The sequence below is a fragment of the Streptomyces sp. H27-H5 genome (assembly GCF_026627505.1).
In the GTDB taxonomy this organism is placed as follows: domain Bacteria; phylum Actinomycetota; class Actinomycetes; order Streptomycetales; family Streptomycetaceae; genus Streptomyces.
On the sequence record NZ_JAPNLK010000030.1, the window covers coordinates 1 to 23,709 of the forward strand.

21 protein-coding genes are annotated in these 23,709 nt (G+C 73.3%); 7 read left to right on the top strand and 14 right to left on the bottom strand.

Annotated elements, in window-relative coordinates:
* Positions 1-133 precede the first annotated feature (133 nt).
* Positions 134-334 carry a DUF397 domain-containing protein gene (locus OTB19_RS16835; RefSeq protein ID WP_267799052.1) on the top strand — a complete coding sequence of 67 codons (201 nt, stop codon included), beginning with the start codon at positions 134-136 and terminating at the stop codon, positions 332-334.
* Here the strand turns inward: OTB19_RS16835 and OTB19_RS16840 are convergent.
* Positions 318-1,217, bottom strand: coding sequence for an alpha/beta fold hydrolase (locus OTB19_RS16840; RefSeq protein ID WP_267799053.1), 900 nt, complete (start codon positions 1,215-1,217; stop codon positions 318-320). The two genes, OTB19_RS16835 and OTB19_RS16840, sit on opposite strands and share 17 nt — an antisense overlap.
* A gap of 373 nt (positions 1,218-1,590) precedes the next feature.
* Positions 1,591-2,283: a metal-dependent transcriptional regulator gene (locus OTB19_RS16845; RefSeq protein ID WP_053681012.1), complete on the bottom strand. Its 693-nt coding sequence runs from the start codon at positions 2,281-2,283 to the stop codon at positions 1,591-1,593.
* A gap of 235 nt (positions 2,284-2,518) precedes the next feature.
* Between OTB19_RS16845 and OTB19_RS16850 the strand changes: the two genes are divergently transcribed.
* The gene (locus tag OTB19_RS16850) at positions 2,519-3,274 is read left to right on the top strand and encodes an SIS domain-containing protein (protein ID WP_267799054.1); all 756 of its coding nucleotides are present in this window, start codon (positions 2,519-2,521) and stop codon (positions 3,272-3,274) included.
* A gap of 239 nt (positions 3,275-3,513) precedes the next feature.
* Here OTB19_RS16850 and OTB19_RS16855 read toward each other — a convergent pair whose 3' ends face one another.
* The 4 genes from OTB19_RS16855 to pdxH form a co-directional block, all read right to left on the bottom strand.
* Positions 3,514-4,188: a M15 family metallopeptidase gene (locus OTB19_RS16855; protein ID WP_267799055.1), complete on the bottom strand. Its 675-nt coding sequence runs from the start codon at positions 4,186-4,188 to the stop codon at positions 3,514-3,516.
* 75 nt (positions 4,189-4,263) lie between these two features.
* Positions 4,264-5,598, bottom strand: coding sequence for a PAS domain-containing protein (locus OTB19_RS16860; RefSeq protein ID WP_267799056.1), 1,335 nt, complete (start codon positions 5,596-5,598; stop codon positions 4,264-4,266).
* 117 nt (positions 5,599-5,715) lie between these two features.
* The gene (locus OTB19_RS16865) at positions 5,716-6,315 is read right to left on the bottom strand and encodes a PH domain-containing protein (RefSeq protein WP_267799057.1); all 600 of its coding nucleotides are present in this window, start codon (positions 6,313-6,315) and stop codon (positions 5,716-5,718) included.
* A gap of 399 nt (positions 6,316-6,714) precedes the next feature.
* Complete coding sequence (pdxH, locus tag OTB19_RS16870; RefSeq protein ID WP_267799058.1) at positions 6,715-7,377, bottom strand: pyridoxamine 5'-phosphate oxidase; 663 nt, start codon at positions 7,375-7,377, stop codon at positions 6,715-6,717.
* Between the two features lie 239 nt (positions 7,378-7,616).
* Here pdxH and OTB19_RS16875 point away from each other — a divergent pair, with 239 nt between their 5' ends.
* Positions 7,617-8,723, top strand: a complete 1,107-nt coding sequence (locus OTB19_RS16875; RefSeq protein WP_267799059.1) for a citrate synthase 2 — start codon at positions 7,617-7,619, stop codon at positions 8,721-8,723.
* Positions 8,724-8,830: 107 nt separating this feature from the next.
* Here the strand turns inward: OTB19_RS16875 and OTB19_RS16880 are convergent, their stop codons facing one another.
* The 7 genes from OTB19_RS16880 to OTB19_RS16910 form a co-directional block, all read right to left on the bottom strand.
* Complete coding sequence (locus OTB19_RS16880) at positions 8,831-9,418, bottom strand: TetR/AcrR family transcriptional regulator (RefSeq protein WP_267799060.1); 588 nt, start codon at positions 9,416-9,418, stop codon at positions 8,831-8,833.
* On the bottom strand, positions 9,406-10,152 hold the full coding sequence (locus OTB19_RS16885; protein WP_267799061.1) for an enoyl-CoA hydratase family protein: 747 nt from the start codon (positions 10,150-10,152) through the stop codon (positions 9,406-9,408). The genes OTB19_RS16880 and OTB19_RS16885 overlap by 13 nt, the downstream gene beginning before the upstream one ends.
* A 75-nt stretch (positions 10,153-10,227) precedes the next feature.
* A complete protein-coding gene (locus OTB19_RS16890) occupies positions 10,228-11,388 on the bottom strand; it encodes an acyl-CoA dehydrogenase family protein (protein WP_267799062.1) in 1,161 nt (386 codons plus the stop codon).
* Positions 11,385-13,340 (bottom strand): biotin carboxylase N-terminal domain-containing protein, encoded by a 1,956-nt coding sequence (locus OTB19_RS16895; protein WP_324290526.1) that lies wholly within the window; start codon positions 13,338-13,340, stop codon positions 11,385-11,387. The genes OTB19_RS16890 and OTB19_RS16895 overlap by 4 nt, the downstream gene beginning before the upstream one ends.
* A gap of 8 nt (positions 13,341-13,348) precedes the next feature.
* Positions 13,349-14,947, bottom strand: a complete 1,599-nt coding sequence (locus tag OTB19_RS16900; protein WP_267799064.1) for an acyl-CoA carboxylase subunit beta — start codon at positions 14,945-14,947, stop codon at positions 13,349-13,351.
* Positions 14,944-16,731: an acyclic terpene utilization AtuA family protein gene (locus OTB19_RS16905; RefSeq protein WP_267799065.1), complete on the bottom strand. Its 1,788-nt coding sequence runs from the start codon at positions 16,729-16,731 to the stop codon at positions 14,944-14,946. Before OTB19_RS16905 ends, OTB19_RS16900 begins: the two co-directional genes overlap by 4 nt.
* The gene (locus tag OTB19_RS16910) at positions 16,728-17,528 is read right to left on the bottom strand and encodes a TIGR03084 family metal-binding protein (protein ID WP_267799066.1); all 801 of its coding nucleotides are present in this window, start codon (positions 17,526-17,528) and stop codon (positions 16,728-16,730) included. Before OTB19_RS16910 ends, OTB19_RS16905 begins: the two co-directional genes overlap by 4 nt.
* Before the next feature lie 318 nt (positions 17,529-17,846).
* On the opposite strand from OTB19_RS16910, the gene OTB19_RS16915 reads away from it, so the two are divergent.
* On the top strand, positions 17,847-19,469 hold the full coding sequence (locus tag OTB19_RS16915; protein ID WP_267799067.1) for an alpha/beta fold hydrolase: 1,623 nt from the start codon (positions 17,847-17,849) through the stop codon (positions 19,467-19,469).
* A 114-nt stretch (positions 19,470-19,583) separates the two neighbouring features.
* Here the strand turns inward: OTB19_RS16915 and OTB19_RS16920 are convergent, their stop codons facing one another.
* Complete coding sequence (locus OTB19_RS16920; protein ID WP_267799068.1) at positions 19,584-20,543, bottom strand: EamA family transporter; 960 nt, start codon at positions 20,541-20,543, stop codon at positions 19,584-19,586.
* Between the two features lie 238 nt (positions 20,544-20,781).
* On the opposite strand from OTB19_RS16920, the gene serC reads away from it, so the two are divergent.
* The 3 genes from serC to OTB19_RS16935 all read left to right on the top strand — a co-directional run bounded on the left by serC (position 20,782) and on the right by OTB19_RS16935 (position 23,700).
* Positions 20,782-21,903, top strand: a complete 1,122-nt coding sequence (gene serC, locus OTB19_RS16925; protein ID WP_053681038.1) for a phosphoserine transaminase — start codon at positions 20,782-20,784, stop codon at positions 21,901-21,903.
* Between the two features lie 293 nt (positions 21,904-22,196).
* Positions 22,197-23,090, top strand: coding sequence for a hypothetical protein (locus OTB19_RS16930; protein WP_267799069.1), 894 nt, complete (start codon positions 22,197-22,199; stop codon positions 23,088-23,090).
* Complete coding sequence (locus OTB19_RS16935) at positions 23,083-23,700, top strand: class F sortase (RefSeq protein ID WP_267799070.1); 618 nt, start codon at positions 23,083-23,085, stop codon at positions 23,698-23,700. Before OTB19_RS16930 ends, OTB19_RS16935 begins: the two co-directional genes overlap by 8 nt.
* Positions 23,701-23,709 lie beyond the last annotated feature (9 nt).

A 23,709-nucleotide genomic window follows, 5' to 3' on the forward strand; every position in this document is an offset into this window, starting at 1 on the left:
TGACCGCAGTTCTCAATCAGTGGTCGGAGCGTCCCGGAGGACCGGGCGGCCATTCCTTCCGAGTCATCAACGACAGACCCCCATCAGCCACACCCGGTCCTCCCGGACCGCCTCACATTCTTAGGGAAGCCCCATGACCCACCACGACTGGCACCGGTCCTCCTACTGCGCCGAGGGCAACTCCTGCGTGTACGTCGCCGTCGCCCCCGACGGCCGGGTCCTCGTCGCGGAGCGCGGCGACCCCGGCGAACCGGGCGATCCCGGCCACCGCGTCCTGCGGACCAGCGCCGCCGCGTGGACGGCGCTGGTCGCGGAGGTCAGGACGAGGTCTTGACCCCCGCCAGGAACGGCTCCAGGACTCCCCGCCAGGCGTCCGGCTGGTCGTAGTGGAGGTAGTGGCCGGCGTCCGGGATCTCCGCGTACTGGCCCGCCGGGAGGACCCGGACCATCTCCTGGGCCTCGGCGCGGCCCAGTTCGCCGTCCAGACCCCGGACGACCAGGGTCGGGCAGCGGACCTGGGCCAGTTCCTCCCAGTGCGCGTCGTGGACCCACGTCTCGCGGGCCGTCAGCATCTGGCGGCGGGAGAACACGGGGCGCCAGCCGTCGGGGGCCTGGTGCATGACCTCGGCGAAGAACGCGCCGCGTCCCGGATCGGGGCGCTCCACCCGGGGATCGTCCTCGCCGAACCAGCGGCGGGCGGCGTCCTGCGTGGGGAAGGGGAGGGGCCACCGGCGGAACCAGTCCTCCCACTCCTGCTGCGAGGCCTCTCCCAGGGCCGAGGCCCGCATGTCGCAGATCACCAGGGCCGCCACCAGATCGGGGCGGCGGGCGGCGAGCTGCCAGGCGGTGAGGGCGCCCATGGAGTGGCCGATCAGGGTCACGGGGGCGAGGCCGAGGCGCTCGACGACGGCCTCGGCGTCGGCCACGAAGGCCTCGCGCCCGAAGGGGGTCGGGTTGCCGGGATCGGCCGCGGGACCGGCGCTCTGGCCGTGGCCGCGCTGGTCGAGGGCGATCACGCGGTGGTGTTCCGCGAGCCAGCGGGCGGTGCCGGCCCAGTGCAGGGCACGACCCATCAGACCGTGGAGTAACAGGACCCCGGGCCGCTCCTGCCCGGTGGGCGCCTGGGGGGCGGCACCCGGCTCGCCGGCCGGCTCGCGGAACTCCCAGGCGGCCAGGCGTACGCCGTCGGCCCCAGTCACATCGATGCGCTGTACCACCGCAGATGCACCCCCTTCGCTCCCGGCCAGAGTATCGAACCCGTATTCGAGAACGGGTCTCTCGCCGACAACACCGCTCTTTCGAGTGACCTTGCTCAAGGATTGGCCGCCACTGCCGATGGAGATCCTTTCAACAGGGAGGCGGGCCGCTCGGGGAAGACGGTCCGAAGGGGATGACCTTGAGAGCTCGGGGCTCCAGGTCAGCAAGGGGAGGACCGGTCCCGGCGCCGCAAGGCGCCGGGACCGCCCACGTCCAAGGTCGTCACAGTCTCGTCGCGTCCAAGGCGGCCAGAGCGCGGCCATGGTCACGCCCATGGCCCTGTCCTACCTCGTACCGACCAGTACTACGCCCGTTCGGAGGCCACGCCAAGAGTCAGCGCTTCGCCACGAAGACGTGCGAGGCGACCTCGGAGTCGAGTTCCGCCGCCTCTCCGCCGCTGCCGACCAGCACCCCGCCCGGGGACTCCGTCACGCTGACCACGGAGCCAGGCTGCACGCCGGCGCGCCGCAGCGTGTACATCAGCTGGGCGTCCGTCTGGATCGGCTCGCCGATCCGACGCACGACCACCGTCTTGCCCTCGGCGCCCGGGTCCAGCTCGGCGAGGCTGACCATGCCGTCCTCCAGGAACGGATCGGCCTCGGCCTTCTCGCCCAGCTCCTCCAGCCCCGGGATCGGGTTCCCGTACGGCGACTCGGTCGGGTGGCGCAGCAGTTCCAGCACCCGCCGCTCCACCGCCTCGCTCATCACGTGCTCCCAGCGACAGGCCTCGGCGTGCACCTGCTCCCACTCCAGGCCGATGACGTCGACGAGGAGGCACTCCGCGAGACGGTGCTTGCGCATCACGCGCGTCGCCAGTCTGCGGCCCTCCTCGGTCAGCTCCAGGTGTCGGTCGCTGGCGACCGCCACCAGGCCGTCGCGCTCCATCCTCGCGACCGTCTGGCTCACCGTCGGACCGCTCTGATCGAGCCGCTCGGCGATACGGGCGCGCATGGGGACAACACCTTCCTCTTCCAGTTCGAGGATGGTGCGGAGATACATCTCCGTGGTATCGATCAGTCCGGACATTCGTGCCCCTCGGATTGCGTGCGCTGGCCCTGCCCCCAATTCTGACGCATCGCGCCGACAACCGTCCCGTCCCGAGCGTCAAGGCCCGTACTGGACATCTCGGGGCGCGGTCCCTCACCCCACTCGGGAGCCCTTTCGTCCCTCCATTGACGTTCGTATTGACACGCCCTTGGTCCAGACCGCACGGTGAGCGGCGAACACGGACGCACCTCACCCCTGGAAGGGCCTTCGGCGTATGAGCGAGAGCAAGTTGGCCGGGCAGTTCTTCGACGCGGCCATCGGCCTGCTGGAGCGGGTGCGCGACGAGGAGGCGGCGCGGATCGCCGAGGCCGGCGTGATCATCGCCGACGCCGTCGCGTCCGGGAAGCGGCTCTTCGCCTTCGGGGCCGGGCACTCCTCGCTGCCCGCCCAGGACGTGGTCTACCGGGCCGGCGGGCTCGCCCTGATGAACTTCCTCGCCGTGCCCGGCACCGCCGGCATCGACGTCATGCCCGCCACCCTCGGCAGCGCCCTGGAGCGCGTGGACGGCCTCGCCGGCGCGGTCCTCGACAGCAGCCCGGCCTCCGACGGCGACGTCCTCGTGATCATCTCCCTCTCGGGGCGCAACGCCCTGCCGGTGGAGATGGCCATGAACGCCCGCGCCATCGGCCTGAAGGTCGTCGGGGTGACCTCGGTGGCGTACGCGACCGAGACCAAGGCGCGGCACGTCTCGGGCACCTTCCTCAAGGACCACTGCGACGTCGTCCTGGACAGCAAGATCGCGGTCGGGGACGCCGAACTGAGCATCGACGGCATCGACGCGCCCTTCGCCCCCGCCTCCACCGTCGTGACCTGCGCGATCATGCAGGCCGTGATGGCGGCCGCCGCCGGCGAGCTGGCCGCGCGCGGGGTCGAGCCCCCGCTGCTGCGCTCGGGCAACGTGGACGGCGGGCACGAGTGGAACGGCCGCGTCATGCAGGAGTACGGCGACCGGATCTTCTTCCGCCACTGAGGGCGCGGCGCGCCCCGGAGCACGACGTCACCTGTTCGGGGAGGCCCGCCGGGCGAATGCGTCACCGCGGTTGCGCGGGGTCACGCCGGATGGAGTCCGGGAAGGACCGCACCGTCCGACCCACGGCGAGGGCCGATGATCGCGCTCGTCGTGCCCTCGGTCGAGGCGGGTCGCATCGTCCACCTGCACGCCGTGGTGACCGAGCGGACCCGGGGCGCCCGGGCCTCGGGACGACTCGCCTAGCCGCCGGTCTCGGAGAAGTGCTGGTAGTCCGGGTTGCTCCAGCGTCCGCCCCAGGACCAGCCGATCTCCCGGAAGGCGCGGGTGACGACGTCGCCCGCGCGGATCATGCCGGGGGTGGGGTGCTCGCGGTCCAGGTGGGCGCGGGCCGCGGGCGGGTGGACGTCGCCGTCGCGGTCGACGTACGGGTTCTCCAGGGGGTTGATGTCGACCGCGTCGCCGTGGGAGTGCCGGGAGAGCCGGCCCGGGTCGCCGGTGACCCGGCGACAGTTGAAGGCGGAGGTGTTGTCGGCGGCCATCGAGGCATCGTCGTCGCCGCCGTACGCGGCCGTCACCCGCATCCGCCGGATCGGGAACCTGGCCTCGAAGGCCTTCCCGAAGACGTGCAGCAGCGGGCGGACGACCCGCTCGTGGGCGACCATCTCGCCCTGGTGGACCTTGCCGTCGAAGCCCCAGTGGTTCATCCGGATCAGCCGCAGCCGGTCGGCCCGTACGGGGCAACCCGCCCGGTGGGTCACGCCGAGCGAGCCCGGCGGGACGGCCGTGACGCGCGCGCCGAGTTCCGGGATCGGGGCCTGGAAGCGCGGCGCCGGGGGCGGCGAGGTGCAGGACAAGGCGGTGGCGCACAGGACGACGACCGCTGCCGGGACGCGCACGGTGGAGGTGTGGCGCACCGGATCACGGTAGGCGGGCGGGTCCGCCCGGCGCCGTCCGCCACGCAGGGCGCGAGCGGCCCGGCGTCGGAGCCCTCACCGGCGGTCGCGGGCCCGGCCCGCCAGGTCGAGGTCCGCGGCCACCCGGGCGGCGACCTCCTCCGCGTAGAGCGCGTCCGCCCGCTCGAAGGCGGCCCGCGAGGCCCCGCGCAGGAAGGTCAGCGCGCCCAGGGTGCGGCCGCGGCTGCGCAGTACGGTGCACAGCGCGTGCGCCGCGTCCTCGGGCCAGTGGCGCGCCCGGGCCCAGCCGTCGACCGGCTCGCCGCCGGGGGCGCTGGTCCGTACCGGGCCGATCCGGTCCAGGGCCTGGAGCGCCGGGTGCATGGGCGCGTACCGCAGGGGGATCGCGCCGGGCCCCGGCAGCAGCAGGGTCTGGCCGGACGCCGACGCCGCCGCCCGGACGAGTCTGCGGCGGCGTCCGGGGTCCGCGTCCGTCTCTTCGAGCACGTCGACCAGGGCGTGTTCCGCGAAGCCGGCGAGGGCGAAGTCCAGGCGTACCGCCGCGGCCTCGGCGGGGTCCTCGCATTCGGCGGCGGCCCGCCCGGCCCGGTACAGCTGGTTGGACCGGAACCGCGACTGTCCGGTGTCGAGCGCGGCCCGCCGGGCCTCGGTGACGTCCTGGAACAGCCAGCCCACCCCGAGCGGCACGGGCTCCTCCGCGAGGGGCGAGGCCAGGCGCAGGAACCCGCAGCGCCAGCAGCGGCGGCGCACCCCCTCGGGGGTGCGGACCGACACCCACAGCTCGACGGGGGACGGCGGCGCCCCCTCCGCCAGCACGTGCTGGAGGGCGCCCTCCAGTTCCTCGACGCCCTGGGTCAGCAGTTCGCCGAGCGGCCGGCCGAGGAGCGCGGTGCGACCGGAGCCGAACGCGCGGGCGGCGTGGGTGTTCACGACGGCCGGGCGCAGGTCCACGTCCACCAGGACGACGCCCCAGGAGGCGTCCTCCATCAGGGCCTCGCTGAGGGCGATGGAACGCTCCAGGTCGATCTGGGCGTGGACCTCGCTGAACGCGCAGTAGACGCCGGCGGGTTTGCCGTCCGCGCCCGGGACGCCGGCGGACTGGGTGCGGACGAGGACCCGGCCGCCGTCCTTGGTCAACAGCGCGAACTCGTTCACCTGCCGTCCCGGCGCGTCCTGGGCGGACATGATCCGGTCCTCCACGTCGTGCGCGTCGGCGGCGCGCACCGCCCAGCCCGCGAACCCGCGCCGGCCCACCGCCTCGGCGGCGGACCAGCCGAGGATCCGCTCGGCCTCGCGGTTCCAGTGGGTGATCACGCCGTCGGAGTCGAACGCGCACAGCGCGGCGTCCATCCCGTCCAGCAGCGCTGCGAGCAGATCGTCGGTGGTCTCGTTACGTCCGGAAGCACTCACCTGGCACCCCCTGCAGGTGTTCGCGTGTGCGGCACGTCGGATCATTCAACTGGAACGTGACGCAGCCCACACCCGCTTCCCGGAATCATCCCGGTATGTACCCGGGAGGCGGGCCGCTCAGCCGGCGAACAGCGACACCATCGCCACCACGAAGCCCACCACGATGATCATGACGATCCACAGGTAGGCCTGCCGTACGCGCCGGTCGCGGACGTCGTGCCGCGCGATGCGGCGCACCGCCTCCGGGTCCTGCGCCCAGTCGGGACCGCGCAGCTCCTCCCAGGCGGCGCGCAGGGCGTCGACCTCGCGGGTGACGTCGACGTGGTTGTCGTCCACGTACATCAGCTGGACGCGGCGGCCGGCGTCGTCGTAGGCGTACGAGACGACCGTCGGCTGGTTCTTCGCGGTGTGCGCGCTCGGGTTCGGGGCGGCGCGGATGTCCTGGACGTCCTCCCAGGCCAGCCTGCGGGTCCCGGTGAAGCGGCGGACCCGGATGCCCTTGAGGTCGGCGGAGGTGGAACAGCGTTTCGCGGCCACGACCAGCCAGCCGAAGAAGGCCAGCACCAGGGCCACGACCAGGGACCTCACCCACGCCGGGGTGTTCTCCATGTTCAGCACGGTCAGCAGCACGCCCGGCGTGCCGATGCCGACGGCGACGTAGACGCCTGCCATCTGCTCCGAGCGGATCCGGTACTCCCGCGGCAGCCGTGTGCTCATGACACCCTCCCCGTTTCCCCCCGCGGGACGCCAGTGTAGGGAGCAACTCCAGCCTCGGTAAGGGGAGTTGTGGGGCCCGAATTAATAAGTTGAGGGACCCGGGGAGCGGTCGTAGGCTCTGCGGTACACGAGAAGGGAGGTGGTTCCCGAAATGTACGGAAACCGGACGCGTGAGGTGGCTGCGGGCTAAAGCGCCCGTCGTCGCACGCACCCAGTGCGGTGCCCGGCGGGAACGCCAGGCGCCAATCCCAAGCAGTCACCCGACCCGCGGGCTCGCCGGTACGTCCGGCCGGCTCCTCTCACTGCAGGAGAGGAACCAGAGCCCGCGGGTCGCCTGCGTTCTCGCCCCCTTCGCCGCCCCTCCGCCGACCGCCCGGCGGCTCACGGGCACAGTCGCGGCTACGGGCAGAGTCGCTCGACCCGCCACTTCCCGCCCTCGCGGACGTAGCGCAGCCGGTCGTGCAGCCGGTTCTCGTGGCCCTGCCAGAACTCCACCGCGTCCGGGACCACCCGCAGACCGCCCCACTCCGGCGGCACCGGCACCTGCTCCCCCTCCGGATAGCGCTCCGCCAGCTCCGCGTACCGCCGGTCCAGTTCGGCGCGGGAGCCGATGACGCGGGACTGCTCGCTCGCCCAGGCGCCCAGCTGGGAGCCGTGCGGGCGGGAACGGAAGTACGCGGCCGTCTCGTCCCGCCCGATGCGCGCGGCCGTGCCGGTCACGATCACCTGGCGGGCGATCGGGTGCCAGGGGAACAGCAGCGAGGCGTACGGGTTCGCGTCGAGCTCGCGGCCCTTGCGGGAGCCGTGGTTGGTGAAGAAGACGAAGCCCCGCTCGTCGAACTGCTTCAGCAGCACCGTGCGGGAGCTGGGCCGTCCGTCGGGGGTGGCCGTGGAGACGACCATCGCGTTGGGTTCGAAGAGGTTCGCGTCGGCGGCCTCCTGGAACCACAGGGAGAACTGCGCCATCGGGTCGTCGGCGAGGCTGTCCACGTCGACGAGCTGCGAGCGGTACTGCTTGCGCATGGCGGCGGGGTCAAGGTCCTGATCGGTCACGCCGGCCATCCTGCCGCAGTACTCCCCCGCCGGCTCCCCCGCCGGCCGGCGGGAGGCGTTCTCCCGGCGGAGGTGTGCCGTATGTCACGCTTCCGAACGACAAGCGGAACGGACAAAATCTTGGGGCCGGTCCGAGGGTCCCCGCGAGGGTGACCCACGACCGTTCCGGGCATCAACGGGGATGACCGCGCCGGACCGCGAATCACGCCGGGAGCCGCGCGTGTTCGCACTATCTGAGGAGCCGCCTGATGTCCGACTTCGTACCCGGGCTCGAAGGGGTCGTCGCGTTCGAGACGGAGATCGCCGAGCCCGACAAGGAGGGCGGATCGCTCCGCTACCGGGGGGTGGACATCGAAGACCTGGTCGGCCACGTCTCCTTCGGGAACGTCTGGGGCCTGCTGGTCGACGGTGCCTTCAACCCCGGCCTGCCGGCCGCCGAACCGTTCCCGATCCCGGTCCACTCCGGTGACATCCGTGTCGACGTGCAGTCCGCGCTCGCCATGCTCGCCCCCGTGTGGGGTCTGAAACCGCTCCTCGACATCGACGAGCGCACCGCCCGCGACGACCTGGCGCGCGCGGCCGTGATGGCACTGTCCTACGTCGCGCAGTCCGCCCGCGGACAGGGCCTGCCGATGGTCCCGCAGAGTGAGATCGACAAGGCCGGGTCCGTCGTCGAACGGTTCATGATCCGCTGGCGGGGCGAGCCGGACCCGCGGCACGTCAAGGCCGTCGACGCGTACTGGACCTCGGCCGCCGAGCACGGCATGAACGCCTCCACCTTCACCGCGCGCGTCATCGCCTCCACCGGCGCCGACGTCGCGGCGGCCCTGTCGGGCGCGGTCGGCGCCATGTCGGGCCCGCTGCACGGCGGCGCGCCCTCACGCGTCCTCGGCATGATCGAGGAGATCGAGCGCACCGGCGACGCCATAGCGTACGTGAAGAAGGCCCTCGACAAGGGCGAGCGCCTGATGGGCTTCGGGCACCGCGTCTACCGTGCCGAGGACCCGCGTGCCCGCGTGCTGCGGCGCACCGCCAAGGAGCTGGACGCCCCGCGCTACGAGGTGGCCGCCGCGCTGGAGAAGGCCGCGCTGGAGGAGCTGCACGCGCGCCGTCCCGACCGGGTGCTCGCGACGAACGTGGAGTTCTGGGCCGCGATCATGCTGGACTTCGCGGAGGTGCCGGCGCACATGTTCACCTCGATGTTCACCTGCGCCCGCACGGCCGGCTGGTCGGCGCACATCCTGGAGCAGAAGCGCACGGGTCGCCTCGTGCGTCCGTCGGCCCGCTACACCGGTCCCGGCGTGCGCAACCCGCGCGAGATCGCCGGCTACGCGGACATGGCCGAGACGGCCTGATCCGGGGAGGACCGACACGACGACGGCGCCGCCACACCCGGGACGGGGTGCGGCGGCGCCGTCGTCGTGTCGGGGCGGCGTCGTGCCGGGGCGGCGGCGCGGCCGTGTCAGGCCAGCGCGGAGTCCAGGATCCGGGCCCACTGAGCGACGACGCGGGCACGGCGGGCCGTGTCGTCGGTCAGCACGTTCGCCAGCCCGAGGCCGCGCGCCATGTCCAGGAGCCCCTGCACGGTCTCCCGGACGCCCGGTACCGACTCGTCCGCGCCCAGCAGCTCGACGGCGATGCGGTGGGTCTCGCGGCCGACCCGGGCTTCGAGCTCGGTCACCCGGGGGCGCAACTGCTCCTCGTTGGAGGCGGCGACCCACAGTTGGAGCGCGGCCCGGAAGAGCGTGCCGGTGTACATGTCCACCAGCGCCTCGACCACCACGGGCCGGGCCGCCGGGCCGGCCTGGAAGAGGGTCCGTACGGCGGTGGAGCGCTCCTCGGCCACGTACTCGACGGCGGCCGTGAACAGGTCCTCGCGGGTCGGGAAGTGGTGCTGGGCCGCGCCCCGCGAGACGCCCGCGCGCTCGGCGACGACCGCGACGGTGGAACCCGCCCAGCCGTGCTCGGCCAGGCAGGAGACGGCGGCCTCCAGGAGGTGGCGGCGGGTCACCCGGCTGCGGGCCTGCTTGGGTCCGGTCACAGTGCCCACGAGGGGTCCCGGCGCTCGAAGCGGGCTCCGATGCCCTCGCGGGCCTCGGCGGAGCCGAAGTGGCGGGCGGACAGCTCGGTGAGCGCCGCCCCGTCCCGGGCCAGGGCGGCCCGGACGGGGGCGGTGACCAGTTCCTTGGTCGCGGCGAGGGCCTCCGGGCCGGCCTTGCGCAGTCCCGCGAGCACGGGGGCGAGCAGCTCGTCGACGTCCTCGCCGTCCGCGCCGTGCAGGCTCAGCAGCCCGATCCGGGCGGCTTCCGCCGCGTCGAACGCCTCGGCGGTCAGGAAGTACCGGGAGGCGGCCCGGGGGTCCAGGCGCGGCAGCAGCGGCGCCGAGATGACGGCCGGGACCACGCCGAGGTGCGTCTCGGTGAAGGCGTACGTGGAGCCCGGCCCGGCCGCCGCGATGTCGCAGGCGCCGAGCAGGCCCAGGCCGCCCGCCCGGACGTGACCGGTGACACGGGCGACGACCGGCTTGGCCAGCGTGGTCAGCTCGGTGAGCAGGGCCACGAAGTCCGCCGGGTCGCACGGGGACTTCAGGTCGGCGCCGGCGCAGAAGGTGGTGCCGGTGTGGGTGAGGACGACGGCCCGGGTCGCGGGGTCGGCGCCCGCCTCGGCGAGGGCCGCGCGCAGAGCGGCGACGAGGTCCGCGGAGAGCGCGTTGCGGTTGGCCGGGGAGTCGAGCGTGAGCGTGGTGATGCCACGGTCGTGGGCTGCGCCGACGAGGGGGGTCATGCCGTTCCTCCGGTGGGGCTCGTGCCGGTCGTGGCGCCGCCCCCTCCCGTGGGGGGGGCGGCGCCCGGTGTGGTGCTAGTACGACTTGGGCAGGCCGAGGGTCTGGTGGGAGACGAAGTTGAGGATCATCTCCCGGCTGACGGGGGCTATGCGGGCGACGCGGGAGGCGGTGATCAGGGAGGCCAGGCCGTACTCCCGGGTGAGGCCGTTGCCGCCCAGGGTGTGCACGGACTGGTCCACCGCCCGTACGCAGGCCTCGGCGGCAGCGTACTTGGCCATGTTGGCGGCCTCGCCCGCGCCCATGTCGTCGCCGGCGTCGTAGAGCCGGGCGGCCTTCTGCATCATCAGGCGGGCCAGTTCCAGTTCGATGTGGGACTGGGCCAGTGGGTGGGCGATGGCCTGGTGGGCCCCGATGGGCTCCTTCCACACCCGGCGGGTCTTGGCGTAGTCCACGGCCTTGGCGAGGGCGTACCGGCCCATGCCGATCGCGAACGCGGCGGTCATGATCCGTTCGGGGTTGAGTCCGGCGAACAGTTGGAGGAGTCCGGCGTCCTCGTCGCCGACCAGGGCGTCGGCGGGCAGCCGCACCTCGTCCAGGACCAACTCCCACTGCTTCTCGGCGGCCTGGAGTTCCATGTCGATGAGGGAGCGGGAGAAGCCGGGGGTCGCGCGCGGGACGATGAACAGGCAGGGCTTGAGGCTGCCGGTCCGCGCGTCCTCGGTGCGGCCCACGATGAGCGTGGCGTCGGCGATGTCCACGCCGGAGATGAACACCTTGCGGCCGTTCAGCACCCAGTCGTCGCCGTCGCGGCGGGCGGTGGTGGTGATGCGGTGGGAGTTGGAGCCGGCGTCGGGTTCGGTGATGCCGAAGGCCATGGTGCGGGTGCCGTCGGCGAGGCCGGGGAGCCAGGTCCGCTTCTGGGCCTCGGTGCCGAAGCGGGAGATCACCGTGCCGCAGATGGCGGGTGAGACGACCATCATCAGCAGCGGACTGCCGGCGGCGCCGAGTTCCTCCAGGACGATGGAGAGTTCGGCGATGCCGCCACCCCCGCCGCCGTACTCCTCGGGGAGGTTGACGCCGAGGTAGCCGAGCTTCGCGGCGTCGGCCCACAGTTCGTCGGGGTGGCCGCCCTCGCGGGCGACCCGGGCGAGGTACTCGCGGCCGTACCGCTTGCCGAGGGCTGCGACGGCGGAGCGCAGGGCCTGGTGTTCTTCGGTCTCTACGACGGTGCTCATGCGGGCGTTTCCTCCTGGACTACGGCGAGCAGGGCGCCGAACTCGACCTGTTGGCCGGTGGCGGCGTGGAGCGCGGTGAGCGTGCCGGAGGCGGGCGCGACGATGCGGTGTTCCATCTTCATCGCCTCCAGCCAGAGCAGGGGTTGTCCGGCGGTGACGGCCGAGCCGGGGGCCAGGCCCTCGGCGACGCGGACGACGGTGCCGGGCATGGGGGCGAGCAGGGAGCCCGGTTCGGTGCGGTCCCGGGGGTCGGAGAACCGGGGCAGGCGGGTGAGGGTGTGGGCGCCGAGCGGGGAGTCCACCCAGATCTCGGCGGCCCCCACACCCCCCTTGTTCGATTTGTGTTTCACGTGGAACACCCGTCGGACCCCGTCGACTTCGAGGGTGACCAGCTCGGGCGTGGCGGCCAGGACGCGGACGCCGGGGTGGTCCACGGGGACCGGGGGGCCGCTGCGGGCCGGGTGGTAGCCGACCTCGTACGGGGCGCCGGCGATCTCGTAGCGGCGGGTCTGCGGTTGGGAGACGACGTTGCGCCAGGCGCCGACGCGGGCGGCGAGCGGGGCTCCGGGCGCCGACGCGGCGTCGGCGAGGGCGGCGGCGAGCGCGGCCAGGGCCGGGGCGGCGTCGTCGGGGGTCTCGGCGGTGAGGGCGTCGAGGTGGCGTCCGTAGAAGCCGGTGTCGAGCCGGCCGGCGGTGAACTCGGGGTGGCGCAGGGACCGTACGAGGAGGTCGCGGTTGGTGGTCAGGCCGTGGACCCGGGCGCCGGCCAGGGCGTGCGCCAGGATGCGTACGGCCTCGACGCGGGTCGGGGCGTGGGCGATCACCTTGGCGAGCATCGGGTCGTAGTGCACGCCGACGGTGTCCCCGTCGGTGAACCCGGTGTCCACGCGGACCGCGCCGGGGACGGCCAGGGTGTGCAGGACGCCGGTCTGCGGGCGCCAGTCCCGGCCCGGGTCCTCGGCGTACAGCCGGGCCTCGACGGCGTGACCGGCCGCCTCCGGGGGCTCCGTCGGCAGGGCCGCGCCCTCGGCGACGCGCAGTTGCAGGGCCACCAGGTCGAGGTCGAAGACGGCCTCGGTGACGGGGTGTTCCACCTGGAGGCGGGTGTTCATCTCCAGGAAATACGGGCGGCCGTCGGCGGTGACGAGGAACTCGACGGTGCCCGCGCCCTGGTAGGACACGGCCCGGGCGGCGGCCACGGCGGCCTGGTGCAGGCTCTCGCGCAGCGGCGCCGGGAGCCCCGGGGCCGGGGCCTCCTCGATGACCTTCTGGTGGCGGCGTTGCAGGGAGCAGTCACGGGTGCCGAGGGCCCAGACGGTGCCGTGGGCGTCCGCGAGGATCTGCACCTCGACGTGCCGGCCGCGCTCCACGTAGGGCTCGGCGAACACCTCGCCGTCCCCGAAGGCCGACCGGGCCTCGGCGCGGGCGCCCTCCAGCTCCTCCTTGAGCAGGTCGAGGTCCCGTACGACGCGCATCCCGCGGCCGCCGCCGCCCGCGGCGGCCTTCAACAGCAGGGGCAGGTCGGCGGGGCCGGCCTGCGCCGGGTCGACGGGTTCGAGGAGCGGCACCCCGGCGGCCCGCATGAGGTCCTTGGCCCGGGTCTTGGAGGCCATGGCCTCGATGGCCTCGGGCGGCGGGCCGATCCAGGTCAGCCCGGCGGCCCGTACCTCGCGGGCGAAGTCGGCGTTCTCGGAGAGGAATCCGTAGCCGGGGTGGACGGCGTCGGCGCCCGCCGCGAGGGCGGCCTTGACGACCAGATCGCCGCGCAGGTAGGTGTCGGCGGGGGCCGCGCCCGGCAGCCGGACCGCCGCGTCGGCGGACCGGACGTGCAGGGCGTCCGCGTCGGGGTCGGAGTGCACGGCGACGGTGGCCAGGCCCAGGGCGCGGGCGGTACGGAAGATCCGTACGGCGATCTCGCCCCGGTTGGCGACGAGCAGGGAGGTGATGGTCATCTGCGGGCTCACATCCGGAAGACGCCGAAGCCGCCACGGGCGCCCTCGACGGGGGCGTTGTGGACGGCCGACAGGCACAGGCCGAGGACGGTACGGGTGTCGCGCGGATCGATGACCCCGTCGTCGTACAGCCGACCGGACAGGAACATCGGCAGGGACTCGGACTCGATCTGCGCCTCGACGAAGGCGCGCATGCCCGCGTCGGCCTCCTCGTCGTAGGGCTGCCCCTTGGCGGCGGCCGACTGGCGGGAGACGATCGACAGCACCCCGGCGAGCTGCTGGGGGCCCATGACGGCGGACTTGGAGCTCGGCCAGGCGAAGAGGAACCGCGGCTCGAAGGCGCGACCGCACATCCCGTAGTGGCCCGCGCCGTAGCTGGCGCCGACGAGGACGGACAGGTGCGGGACGCGGGAGTTGGACACCGCGTTGATCATCATCGAGCCGTGCTTGACGATGCCGCCTTGCTCGTACTCCTTGCCGACCATGTAACCGGTGGTGTTGTGGAGGAACAACAGCGGGATGTCACGCTGGTTGGCGAGCTGGATGAACTGGGTGGCCTTCTGCGACTCGGCGCTGAACAGGACGCCCTGGGCGTTGGCGAGGATGCCGATCGGATACCCGTGCAGGGTCGCCCAGCCGGTGACCAGGCTGGTGCCGTACAGGGGCTTGAACTCGTCGAAGTCGGAGCCGTCGACGATGCGGGCGATGACCTCGCGGGGGTCGAAGGGCGTCTTCAGGTCGGCCGGGACGATGCCGAGGAGCTCCTCGGGGTCGTGGACGGGCTCCTCGGCGCGCGGCGGCTCGACCTGTGCCTTGCGGTGGTTGAGGCGGGCCACGACCCGGCGGGCCTGGCGGATCGCGTCGTACTCGTCGAGGGCGTAGTGGTCGGCGAGGCCGGAGGTCCGGGCGTGCATGTCGGCCCCGCCGAGGGACTCGTCGTCGCTCTCCTCGCCGGTGGCCATCTTGACCAGCGGCGGACCGCCGAGGAACACCTTCGAACGGTCCTTGATCATGATGGTGTGGTCGGACATCCCGGGGACGTACGCGCCTCCGGCGGTGGAGTTGCCGAAGACGACGGCGACGGTCGGGATGCCCTCGGCCGAGAGCCGGGTGATGTCGCGGAAGATCGCCCCGCCCGGGATGAAGATCTCCTTCTGGGACGGGAGGTCGGCGCCACCGGACTCGACGAGGCTGATGCAGGGCAACCGGTTCTGCCGGGCGATCTCGTTGGCCCGCAGGGCCTTGCGGAGCGTCCACGGATTGCTGGCGCCGCCGCGCACGGTCGGGTCGTTGGCGGTGATCAGGCACTCGACGCCCTCGACGGTCCCGATACCGGTGATCATCGAGGCGCCGACGGGATAGTCGCTGCCCCAGGCGGCGAGCGGGGACAGTTCCAGGAACGGGGTGTCCGGATCGAGGAGCAGCTCGATGCGCTCCCGGGCGGGCAGTTTGCCGCGCGTCCGGTGCCGGTCGGTGTACTTCTCCCCGCCGCCGAGCAGGGCCTTGTGGTGCTCGACGTCGAGTTCGGCGAGGCGGGCGAGGGCGGCGGTACGGGCGGCCGTGTGCTCGGGGGCGTGCGGATCCACGGTGGTGCCGAGGCGGGTCATGGGCGGGTCCCCTCCGGGGCGGGGTCGGACGACAGGAGGTGCGTCGGGATGTCGAGGTGGCGGGCGCGCAGCCATTCGCCGAGGGCCTTGGCCTGCGGGTCGAAGCGGTGGCCCGAGGCGACGCCGGCGCCGAGGATGCCGGCGACGGTGAAGTTGAGGGCCCTCAGGTGCGGGAGTTCGTGACGGGCGACGGGCAGACCCGAGGTCTCGGGGAGCAGGGTGGTGAGGGCGTCGGCCGTGAGGGTCTCGCGGAGCCACTGCCAGGCGGCGTCGCTCTCGGCCCAGACGCCGATGTTGGCGTCGCCGCCCTTGTCGCCGCTGCGGGCGCCGCACAGGGCGCCGAGCGGGGCGCGGGTGGTGGCCGCCGCGGGGCCCGTTCCCGGAACCGGGGCCGCGCCCCGGGCCCCTTCGGAGGCTTCGCGCCCGGACCCCCGCGCCTCGAACGCCGGCGGGGCCGAGAGGGGCGGAGCCGGGACGGGCGAAGCTGAGACGGGCGGGGCCGGGACCGGTGGGATCGGGTGGCGGGTGGTGTCGGGGAGGACCGCCACGTGGGGGACCGTCGTGGCCGGGACCAGGGACGAGGTGAAGACCCCGTACGGCTGGGCCGGGCCCGGAGGGGCCGTCACGTGGAAGCCCGGGTAGCTGCCCAGGGCGAGTTCGATCGCGGCGGCGGTCAGGCCCCGCCCGACCCGGTCCGGGGACGGGTCGCGGACGACCAGGCGGAGCAGGGCGCTCGCGGTCTCCTCCGTGTCCGGGTCGGGATGGTCCGTGCGGGCCAGGGTCCACGTCACGGTGGCCACTCCCGAAAGGGCCTGCGCGAGTTGCGTCTTGACCAGGTCGGCCTTGGCGTCGACGTCGAGACCGGTGAGGACGAACACCACCTCGTTGCGCCAGCCCCCGATCCGGGTCACGCCCACCTTGAGGGTGTCGGGCGGGGCCTCGCCGAGCACGCCGGAGATCGCGACCCGGTCCGGGCCGGCCGGGGCGAGGCGGACGGTGTCGAGGCGGGCCGTCACGTCCGGCCCGAGGTAGCGGACGCCCTGTGTCTCGTAGAGGAGTTGGGCGGTGACGGTGCCGACGGTGATCGCCCCGCCCGTGCCCGGGTGTTTGGTGACGACGGAGGATCCGTCCTCGGCGATCTCCGCGAGCGGGAAGCCGGGGGTGCGGACGTCGTGCCGGGTGAAGAAGGCGTAGTTGCCGCCGGTCGCCTGGGTGCCGCACTCCAGGACGTGGCCGGCGACGACCGCCCCCGCCAACCGGTCGTACGCGTCCGGTGCCCAGTCGAACCACCAGGCCGCCGACCCGCTGACCAGCGCCGCGTCGGTGACCCGGCCCGTGACCACCACATCCGCGCCCGCCCGCAGGCAGGCGGTGATCCCGGCGCCGCCGAGGTAGGCGTTGGCCGTCAGCGCGCCCTCGGAGAAGGGCATCAGGTCGTCTCCCTCGACGTGCGCCACCGAGACGGGCACACCCAGCCTGGCCGCCAACTCCCGCAGCGCTTCGGCGAGTCCCGCCGGGTTCAGGCCACCTGCGTTCGCGACGATCCGTACGCCCCGCTCGTGCGCGAGGGCGAGGTTCTCCTCCAACTGGCGCAGGAAGGTCTTGGCGTAGCCGAGGTCGGGGTTCTTCAGGCGGTCGCGGCCCAGGATCAGCATGGTGAGTTCGGCGAGGTAGTCCCCGGTCAGCACGTCGAGCGGACCGCCGGTGAGCATCTCGCGCACGGCGCCGAACCGGTCCCCGTAGAAGCCCGAGGCGTTGCCGACGCGCAGCGGGCGCCGGGTCATCGGGAGCCCTCCGGCGTCCGGCCGGGGCCCGCCGGCCCCGCGAAGGCCTGGGCGATGTCCAGCCAACGGTCGGCGTCCGGGCCGGTCGCCGTCAGGTCGGTGTCCGCGCGGTGCACCCGCTGGGTCACCAACAGGCAGAAGTCGAGCGCGGATCCGGTGATCCGCTGGGGCGCGTCGGCGGGCCCGTACGTCCAGGGCTGCGCCCCGTCGGGGGCGGTGAGTTCCACCCGGAACTCCTCCTCGGGCGCCGGCAGGCCCCGGACCGCGTACGCGTAGTCGCGCGCCCGGATCCCGATCCGCGCGACGTGCCGCAGCCGGGCCGTCGGGGTCCGGCGGACGCCGAGGGCGTCGGCGACGTCCTGCCCGTGGGCCCAGGTCTCCATCAGGCGGGCGCTCGCCATGGAGGCGGCCTTCATGGGCGGCCCGTACCAGGGGAAGCGGGTGTCGGGTGAGGCCGCGGCGAGCGCCTCGTCGAGGGCGGTGCGGGTGGTCCGCCAGCGGGCGAGCAGTTCGGCGGGCGGCAGCGCGGCCCCTTCGGCGGCGCCCTCGTCCACGAAGGAGTCGGGGGCGGCGAGGGCCTCCTCGATCATCTGCCCGAAGCCGGCCGGGTCGGTGAGGGACAGCAGCGCGACGCGGTCGGTCCAGTACAGGTGGGCGATCTGGTGGGCGACGGTCCAGCCGCTCGCGGGGGTGGCCTTCGCCCAACCGGGCTCGGGCAGCTCCCCGACCAGGGAATCGAGGTCCCGATTCTCCTCTCGGAGATCGGCGAAGACGGCGACGGCGGACGGATCGGGCACGGTGCGCTCCCCTTCTCGGCGTGGGGGAAGCCTGGCAGGGGTCCACAAAACAATCAAGCACGCTTGCATGATTTTCTCGCGGACTGTCGCGTTCCCGCCGGCTGGCCCAACTCGCCTGAACGGCAATGCGTTTGATCCCCGACCGGTCCGGCGAGGGAGGCGACGGGCGGGTGCGGCGCACCCCTCGGGGACGAATCCGGCCGTACGCCGGGAACGCGGCGCAACGCTCCGTCGTCACGCCGATACTGAGTGCTTCGCTCCGGGCCCAGAGCGCGCATCCGTTCATGTCATCGCACTCGACGAAGAGGATGAACCGACGTGACGTACGTGAACTCAGCCGACTTCTCCCTCTACCCCGAACTCGACGCGAACGCCCTGCACGCCTTCGTCACCGCCCTCGAAACCGGCGACCTCCACGGCCTGTCCCCCGCCCGCGCCGCCGACGTCGAGGAGGTCCGCTCCGTCGCCGTGTTCAGCCGCGGCAAGGTGACCGGCGCCGACGGGGACCTGCTCGACGCCGCGCTCTGGCGGCACACCGGGTCGGACCCCCGGCCGGTGATCGTGATGCCCTCGCCGTGGACGAACCTGGGCTGGCTCACGTACGCCGTCCAGGGCGCGCTCTTCGCGGCGCGCGGCTACAACGTCCTCGCCTACACCGCCCGCGGCTTCGCCGGCTCCGAGGGACAGGTCGACGTGGCGGGGCCGCTCGACGTCGCGGACGGCAGTCGCGCCCTGGACCACATCGTCGAGCGGACCGCCGGGCCGATCACCAGAATCGGGTTCCTCGGGGACTCCTACGGCTCCGGCATCAGCCAGCTCGTCGCCGCGCACGACACCCGCGTGGACGCGGTCGTCGCGCTCAGCACCTGGGGCGACCTCGGGGAGGCCTTCCTCGAGAACTCGACCCACCACGTCGCCGCCGTGAAGGCCCTGCTGGGCGCCGCCTCGAAGGCCCGACTGAGCCCCCGGACACGGAGCGTCTTCGAGAACGTGCTGGCCGACCGCGACATCGAGGGGACCCTGCGGTGGGCGGAGCAACGCTCACCCCTCACCCACGTCAAGGAGCTCAACCGGCGCCAGGTCCCGATCCTCTTCGCGCAGGCCTGGCACGAGACGCTCTTCCCGGGCAACCAGACCGTGCGAATGTTCAACGAACTGACCGGCCCCAAGCGCCTCGACCTCTCCATCGGAGACCACTCCGGGCCCGAGACGTCCGGCATGCTCGGCCTGCCGAACCGGATCTGGACGGACGCCCACCGCTGGTTCGACCACCACCTGAGGGGCATCGACAACGGCGTCGCCGACCAGGCCCAGGTGGTCAGCGAGGTGATGTGGGGCAAGGGTCTGGAGCCGCGCGCCGGCTGGTCCGCCGTCACCGAGCGGACCCGGCGCGTGCACCTGACGGGCGGCGGCGAGCTGGCGCACAAGCCCGAGGCCGGCTGGACGGCGGGCGTGGTGTGCGGGGTGGACACCCCGGCGATCGTCGCCGACGCGATCGTGACGGCCGGCCACGCGGAGATGGCGGGCCGGCCGAAGGTCTACCCGACCGGTGCCATCGACCGCGGCGTGGCGGCCGTCTGGGCGGCGCCGCCCGAGGAGGAGACCGCACGGCTGCGGGGCACGCCCCGCCTGCGGGTGACGTACCGGGCGGCGAACCCCGGGTCCACCTTCGTGGCGTACCTGTTCGACACGGCGCCCGACGGGAGCGCGCACCTCGTCACCCACGCCCCGTTCAGCGACCTCGACTCGGCCCCGGACAGCCTGATCCGCGCGGACATCGAACTCCAGGCGACGGCGTACGACGTCCCGCGCGGGCACCGGCTGCTGCTGGTGATCGACGGCCGCGACCCCTTCTACGGCGACGCCAACCTGCCGCGCGCCACGCTGGCCTTCACCTCCCCGGAGGCCACCCCGTCCTTCCTGGACCTGCCGCTCGGCTGAGCCGGAGCGGCGCGAGACCGTCCGCCTCCCCGCGGGCACGGAACCGCCCCGCCGCCCTCTCGTGGGGCGGCGGGGCGGGAGGCGTCCCGGGCGTCCCGGGAAAGGGGAGACGGGTCAGGAGGTCGTCAGGGCCCGCTTGCCGATCTGGGAGCGGACCGCGCCCATGCTCGCCGCGATCACCAGGGCGATGGCGAGGGCGTCCAGGGCGGACAGCGCCTGGTGCAGCACCAGGAAGCCGGCCGTCGCGGCGATCGCCGGTTCCAGGCTCATCAGGATCGCGAAGGTGGGGGCGGGCAGCTTGCGCAGGGCCAGCAGTTCCAGGGTGTAGGGCAGCACCGAGGACATCACCGCCACGCCCAGACCGAGCGCCAGCGTGCTCGGGACCAGGAGGTCGGAGCCCGCCTCGACGATGCCGAGGGGCAGGCAGAGGACCGCGGCGACCGCCATGGCCAGGGCCAGGCCGTCCGCCTGCGGGAACCGACGCCCCGTACGCGCGCTGAACACGATGTACGCCGCCCACATCGCGCCGGCTCCGAGCGCGAACGCGGCGCCCAGCGGATCGAGCCCGCCGAAGCCGCCGCCCCCGTGGCCGGCGAGGAGCACGACCCCCGCCAGGGCCAGGCCGGCCCACAGGACGTTGACCAGGCGGCGGGAGACGACCACCGAGAGGGCGAGCGGGCCGAGGACCTCCAGGGTCACGGCCGGGCCGAGCGGGATGCGGTCGATGGCCTGGTAGAAGAGGCCGTTCATGCCGGCCATGGTCACGCCGAACCACAGGACGGTGGTCCAGTCGGCGCGCTTGTACCCGCGCACCTTGGGGCGGCACAGGACCAGCAGGACCAGCGCCGCGGCCGCCAGCCGCAGCGTGACCACGCCCGCCGCACCCGCCCTCGGCATGATCATGACCGCGAGGGCCGCGCCGAACTGGACGGAGACCCCGGCCGAGACCACCAGCGCGACCGGTCCGAAACGGGTGCGGGCACCACCGGACGCGGCCGCCTCGGCGGGGTTCGGGGCGGGCGCGGTCGCGGGTCGGGAGGCGCGTGGGGACACGGGAGGAGTGGACGCGGTCATCTCCCCAGGCTAAGCCGTCTGTAACGGGTGGCAAGCCGTGCTCCGCCTTACATTGGTCACACCACCACACTCCCCGCCGAAGGCCCCGGCCGCGCGTTCCCCGAGGTGACGGGCCCCGCGGCCGCTCCGGACACCGTCCGCGCCGGGCACCGATTCGCGCACCCGCCCTCCGGGACACCGCGTCTCACCGAATGGACGCGGCTCCGAGACGGTGTCCGGGACCCGATACGCTCCGCTCGTGGCTGAGATCCAGATTCCCGCTGACATCAAGCCCGCCGACGGACGCTTCGGCGCGGGCCCCTCCAAGGTGCGGACCGAGGCGCTCGACGCCCTGGCCGCCACCGGTACCTCCCTGCTCGGAACCTCCCACCGCCAGGCCCCGGTCAAGAACCTGGTCGGCTCGGTGCGTCAGGGACTCCGGGACCTCTTCTCCCTCCCCGAGGGCTACGAGGTGATCCTGGGCAACGGCGGCTCCACCGCCTTCTGGGACATCGCGACCGCCGGGCTCATCGAGAAGAAGTCCCAGCACCTCACCTTCGGTGAGTTCTCCTCCAAGTTCGCCACCGCCGCGAAGCTCGCGCCGTGGCTGGACGCGCCGTCCGTGATCTCCTCGGAGCCGGGCACGCACCCCGAGCCGGTCGCCGAGGCCGGCGTGGACGTGTACGCGTACACCCACAACGAGACCTCGACGGGCGTCGCGGCGCCGATCAAGCGGGTCGCGGGAGCCGACGCCGGTTCGCTCGTCCTGGTGGACGCGACCTCGGGCGCCGGCGGTCTGCCGGTGGACATCACCGAGACCGACGTCTACTACTTCGCCCCGCAGAAGTCCTTCGCCTCGGACGGCGGCCTGTGGCTGGCGGCGTTCTCCCCGGCGGCGCTGGAGCGCGCGGCGCGCGTGCACGCGTCCGGCAGCCGGCACATCCCGGAGTTCTTCTCGCTGCCGACGGCGATCGACAACTCGCTGAAGAACCAGACGTACAACACCCCGGCGCTGTCCACGCTCTTCCTGCTGGACCAGCAGCTGGAGTGGATGAACAGCCAGGGCGGCCTGGAGTTCACGACCGGTCGCACGGCGGCCAGCGCGCGCAACCTCTACGGCTGGGCGGAGGCGTCGAAGTACGCCAATCCGTTCGTCACGGACGCCGACAAGCGGTCCGCGGTCATCGGCACGATCGACTTCTCCGACGACATCGACGCGGCGGCGGTCGCCAAGGTGCTGCGCGCCAACGGCATCGTGGACACCGAGCCGTACCGCAAGCTCGGTCGCAACCAGCTGCGCGTCGCGATGTTCCCGGCGATCGACCCGGCGGACGTGCAGGCGCTGACCGCGTGCATCGACCACGTGATCGAGAAGCTCTGAGCCGTTCCCTGCCCCGTTCTCCCCGAGGCCCCCGTTGACGTTCGCGTCGCCGGGGGCCTCGGCGTTCGCGGGTCCCCGCGGCGGCTTCCGCGCCGGGACCTTGGTCCCAAAAATCGGGGCAAAGAGCCCGCAAACGGAGCGTCCCGTAGGCCGCCGCGGCCTGCGGTTTCACACCGGGGGACCTTCGGCCGGGCCCCCTCGGGGCCCGCACCACCCCTGCAACCAAAGCGCCCCGGATGTCCCTCATGTCTGATGTGCCGGGAACGAATCCCGGCCCGTTCAGGAGGAACTCCATGCGCAAGGCATTCACCATCTCGGGCATCGTCCTCGCCTCGTCGATGGCCCTCGGCGTCGCCGGCACCGCGTTCGCCGCCGACGCACCCCACCCGACCCCCACGAGCAGCGCGAGCACCGGAACCGGCACCGGCAGCGGTGCGAAGGCCGGCACCACCGACGCGAGCCTGAAGCTGTCCGCCTCCACCGCCAAGCCGGGCGCGAGCGTGGAGATCAGCGTCACCGCCCCCGAGGGCTCCACCTCCCTGGCCGTCTCCTCCGCCGCGCTGGGCGACGTCAAGCTGACCGAGGGCAAGAGCGGCACCACCTGGACGGGCACCGCCAAGGTCGCCGACGTCAAGGACGGGAACTACGGCGTCGCCCTCACCGGTTCGGCCCCGGGCGGCAAGGTGCAGGCCACCGCGCAGCTGACGGTCAAGGCCGGCGCACCGGACCCGAAGCCGCAGTCCCCCACCCTGCGCCTGTCCAAGGACTTCGGCCGCCCCGGCGACAAGGTGGCCGTCACCGTGACCACGGGCGCCGGCGACAAGAGCGCCCAGGTGAAGTCCGGCGCCTTCGCCGGCGGCCAGGTCAACCTGACGAGCGACGGCAAGGGCACCTGGACCGGCACCGCCGTCGTCGCGAACGACGTCAAGACCGGCTACTACGGCGTGGACGCCTTCGCGGGCGGCAAGAAGTTCGACACCGTGAAGTTCTCCACCGAGGCCTCCGGCCACGACAAGAAGCCCGACGTGAAGCCGGTGACCCCCGTGAAGCCGGTGACCCCGCTGAAGCCGAGCGAGCACAAGGAGCCCAAGGGCTCCGTGAACACCGGCCAGGCCCCCCTCACCGCCACCGGGTCCGAAGCCGTGACCGACGCCGGGGCCGCTCAGGACGCGACCCGCAATGCCTGACCTGCCCACCCTCCGCCGGGGCGGCCGCGCACGCCGCGCGGCCGCCCTGGCGGGCACCGCCGGCCTCGCGGTCGTGCTCGCCTCCGGCTGCTCCTCCGCCGCCGACAGCGCGGCCGCCCCGGTCGCGGCCCACCGGGCCGACGTGCTGACGCCCTCCGTCCCGGACCGCGTCGCGATCCCCGACATCCACGTCGACGCACCCCTCGACACCGTCGGGCTCGACTCCGAAGGGGTGATGCGGGAACCGGACTTCGCGAAGCCCAAGGACGCGGCCTGGTACAAGGACGGTCCGACGCCGGGCGAGGCCGGAGCCGCCGCCATCGTCGGCCACATGGACACCCCGCAGGCGCCCCAGGCCGTCTTCTTCAACCTCAAGAAGCTGAAGAAGGACGAGCCGATCCGGGTCCACCGCACCGACGGCAGCACCGCCGTCTTCGCCGTCGACGCGGTGGACACCTACAAGAAGGACGCGTTCCCCACCGACAAGGTCTACGGGGACACCCGCGGCAAGGCCGAACTGCGCCTGATCACCTGCGGCGGAGCCCTCACCGCGGACCGTCACTGGGACTCCAACGTGGTCGTGTACGCGCACCTCACCGGCCGGGAGTAGCCCGGCACG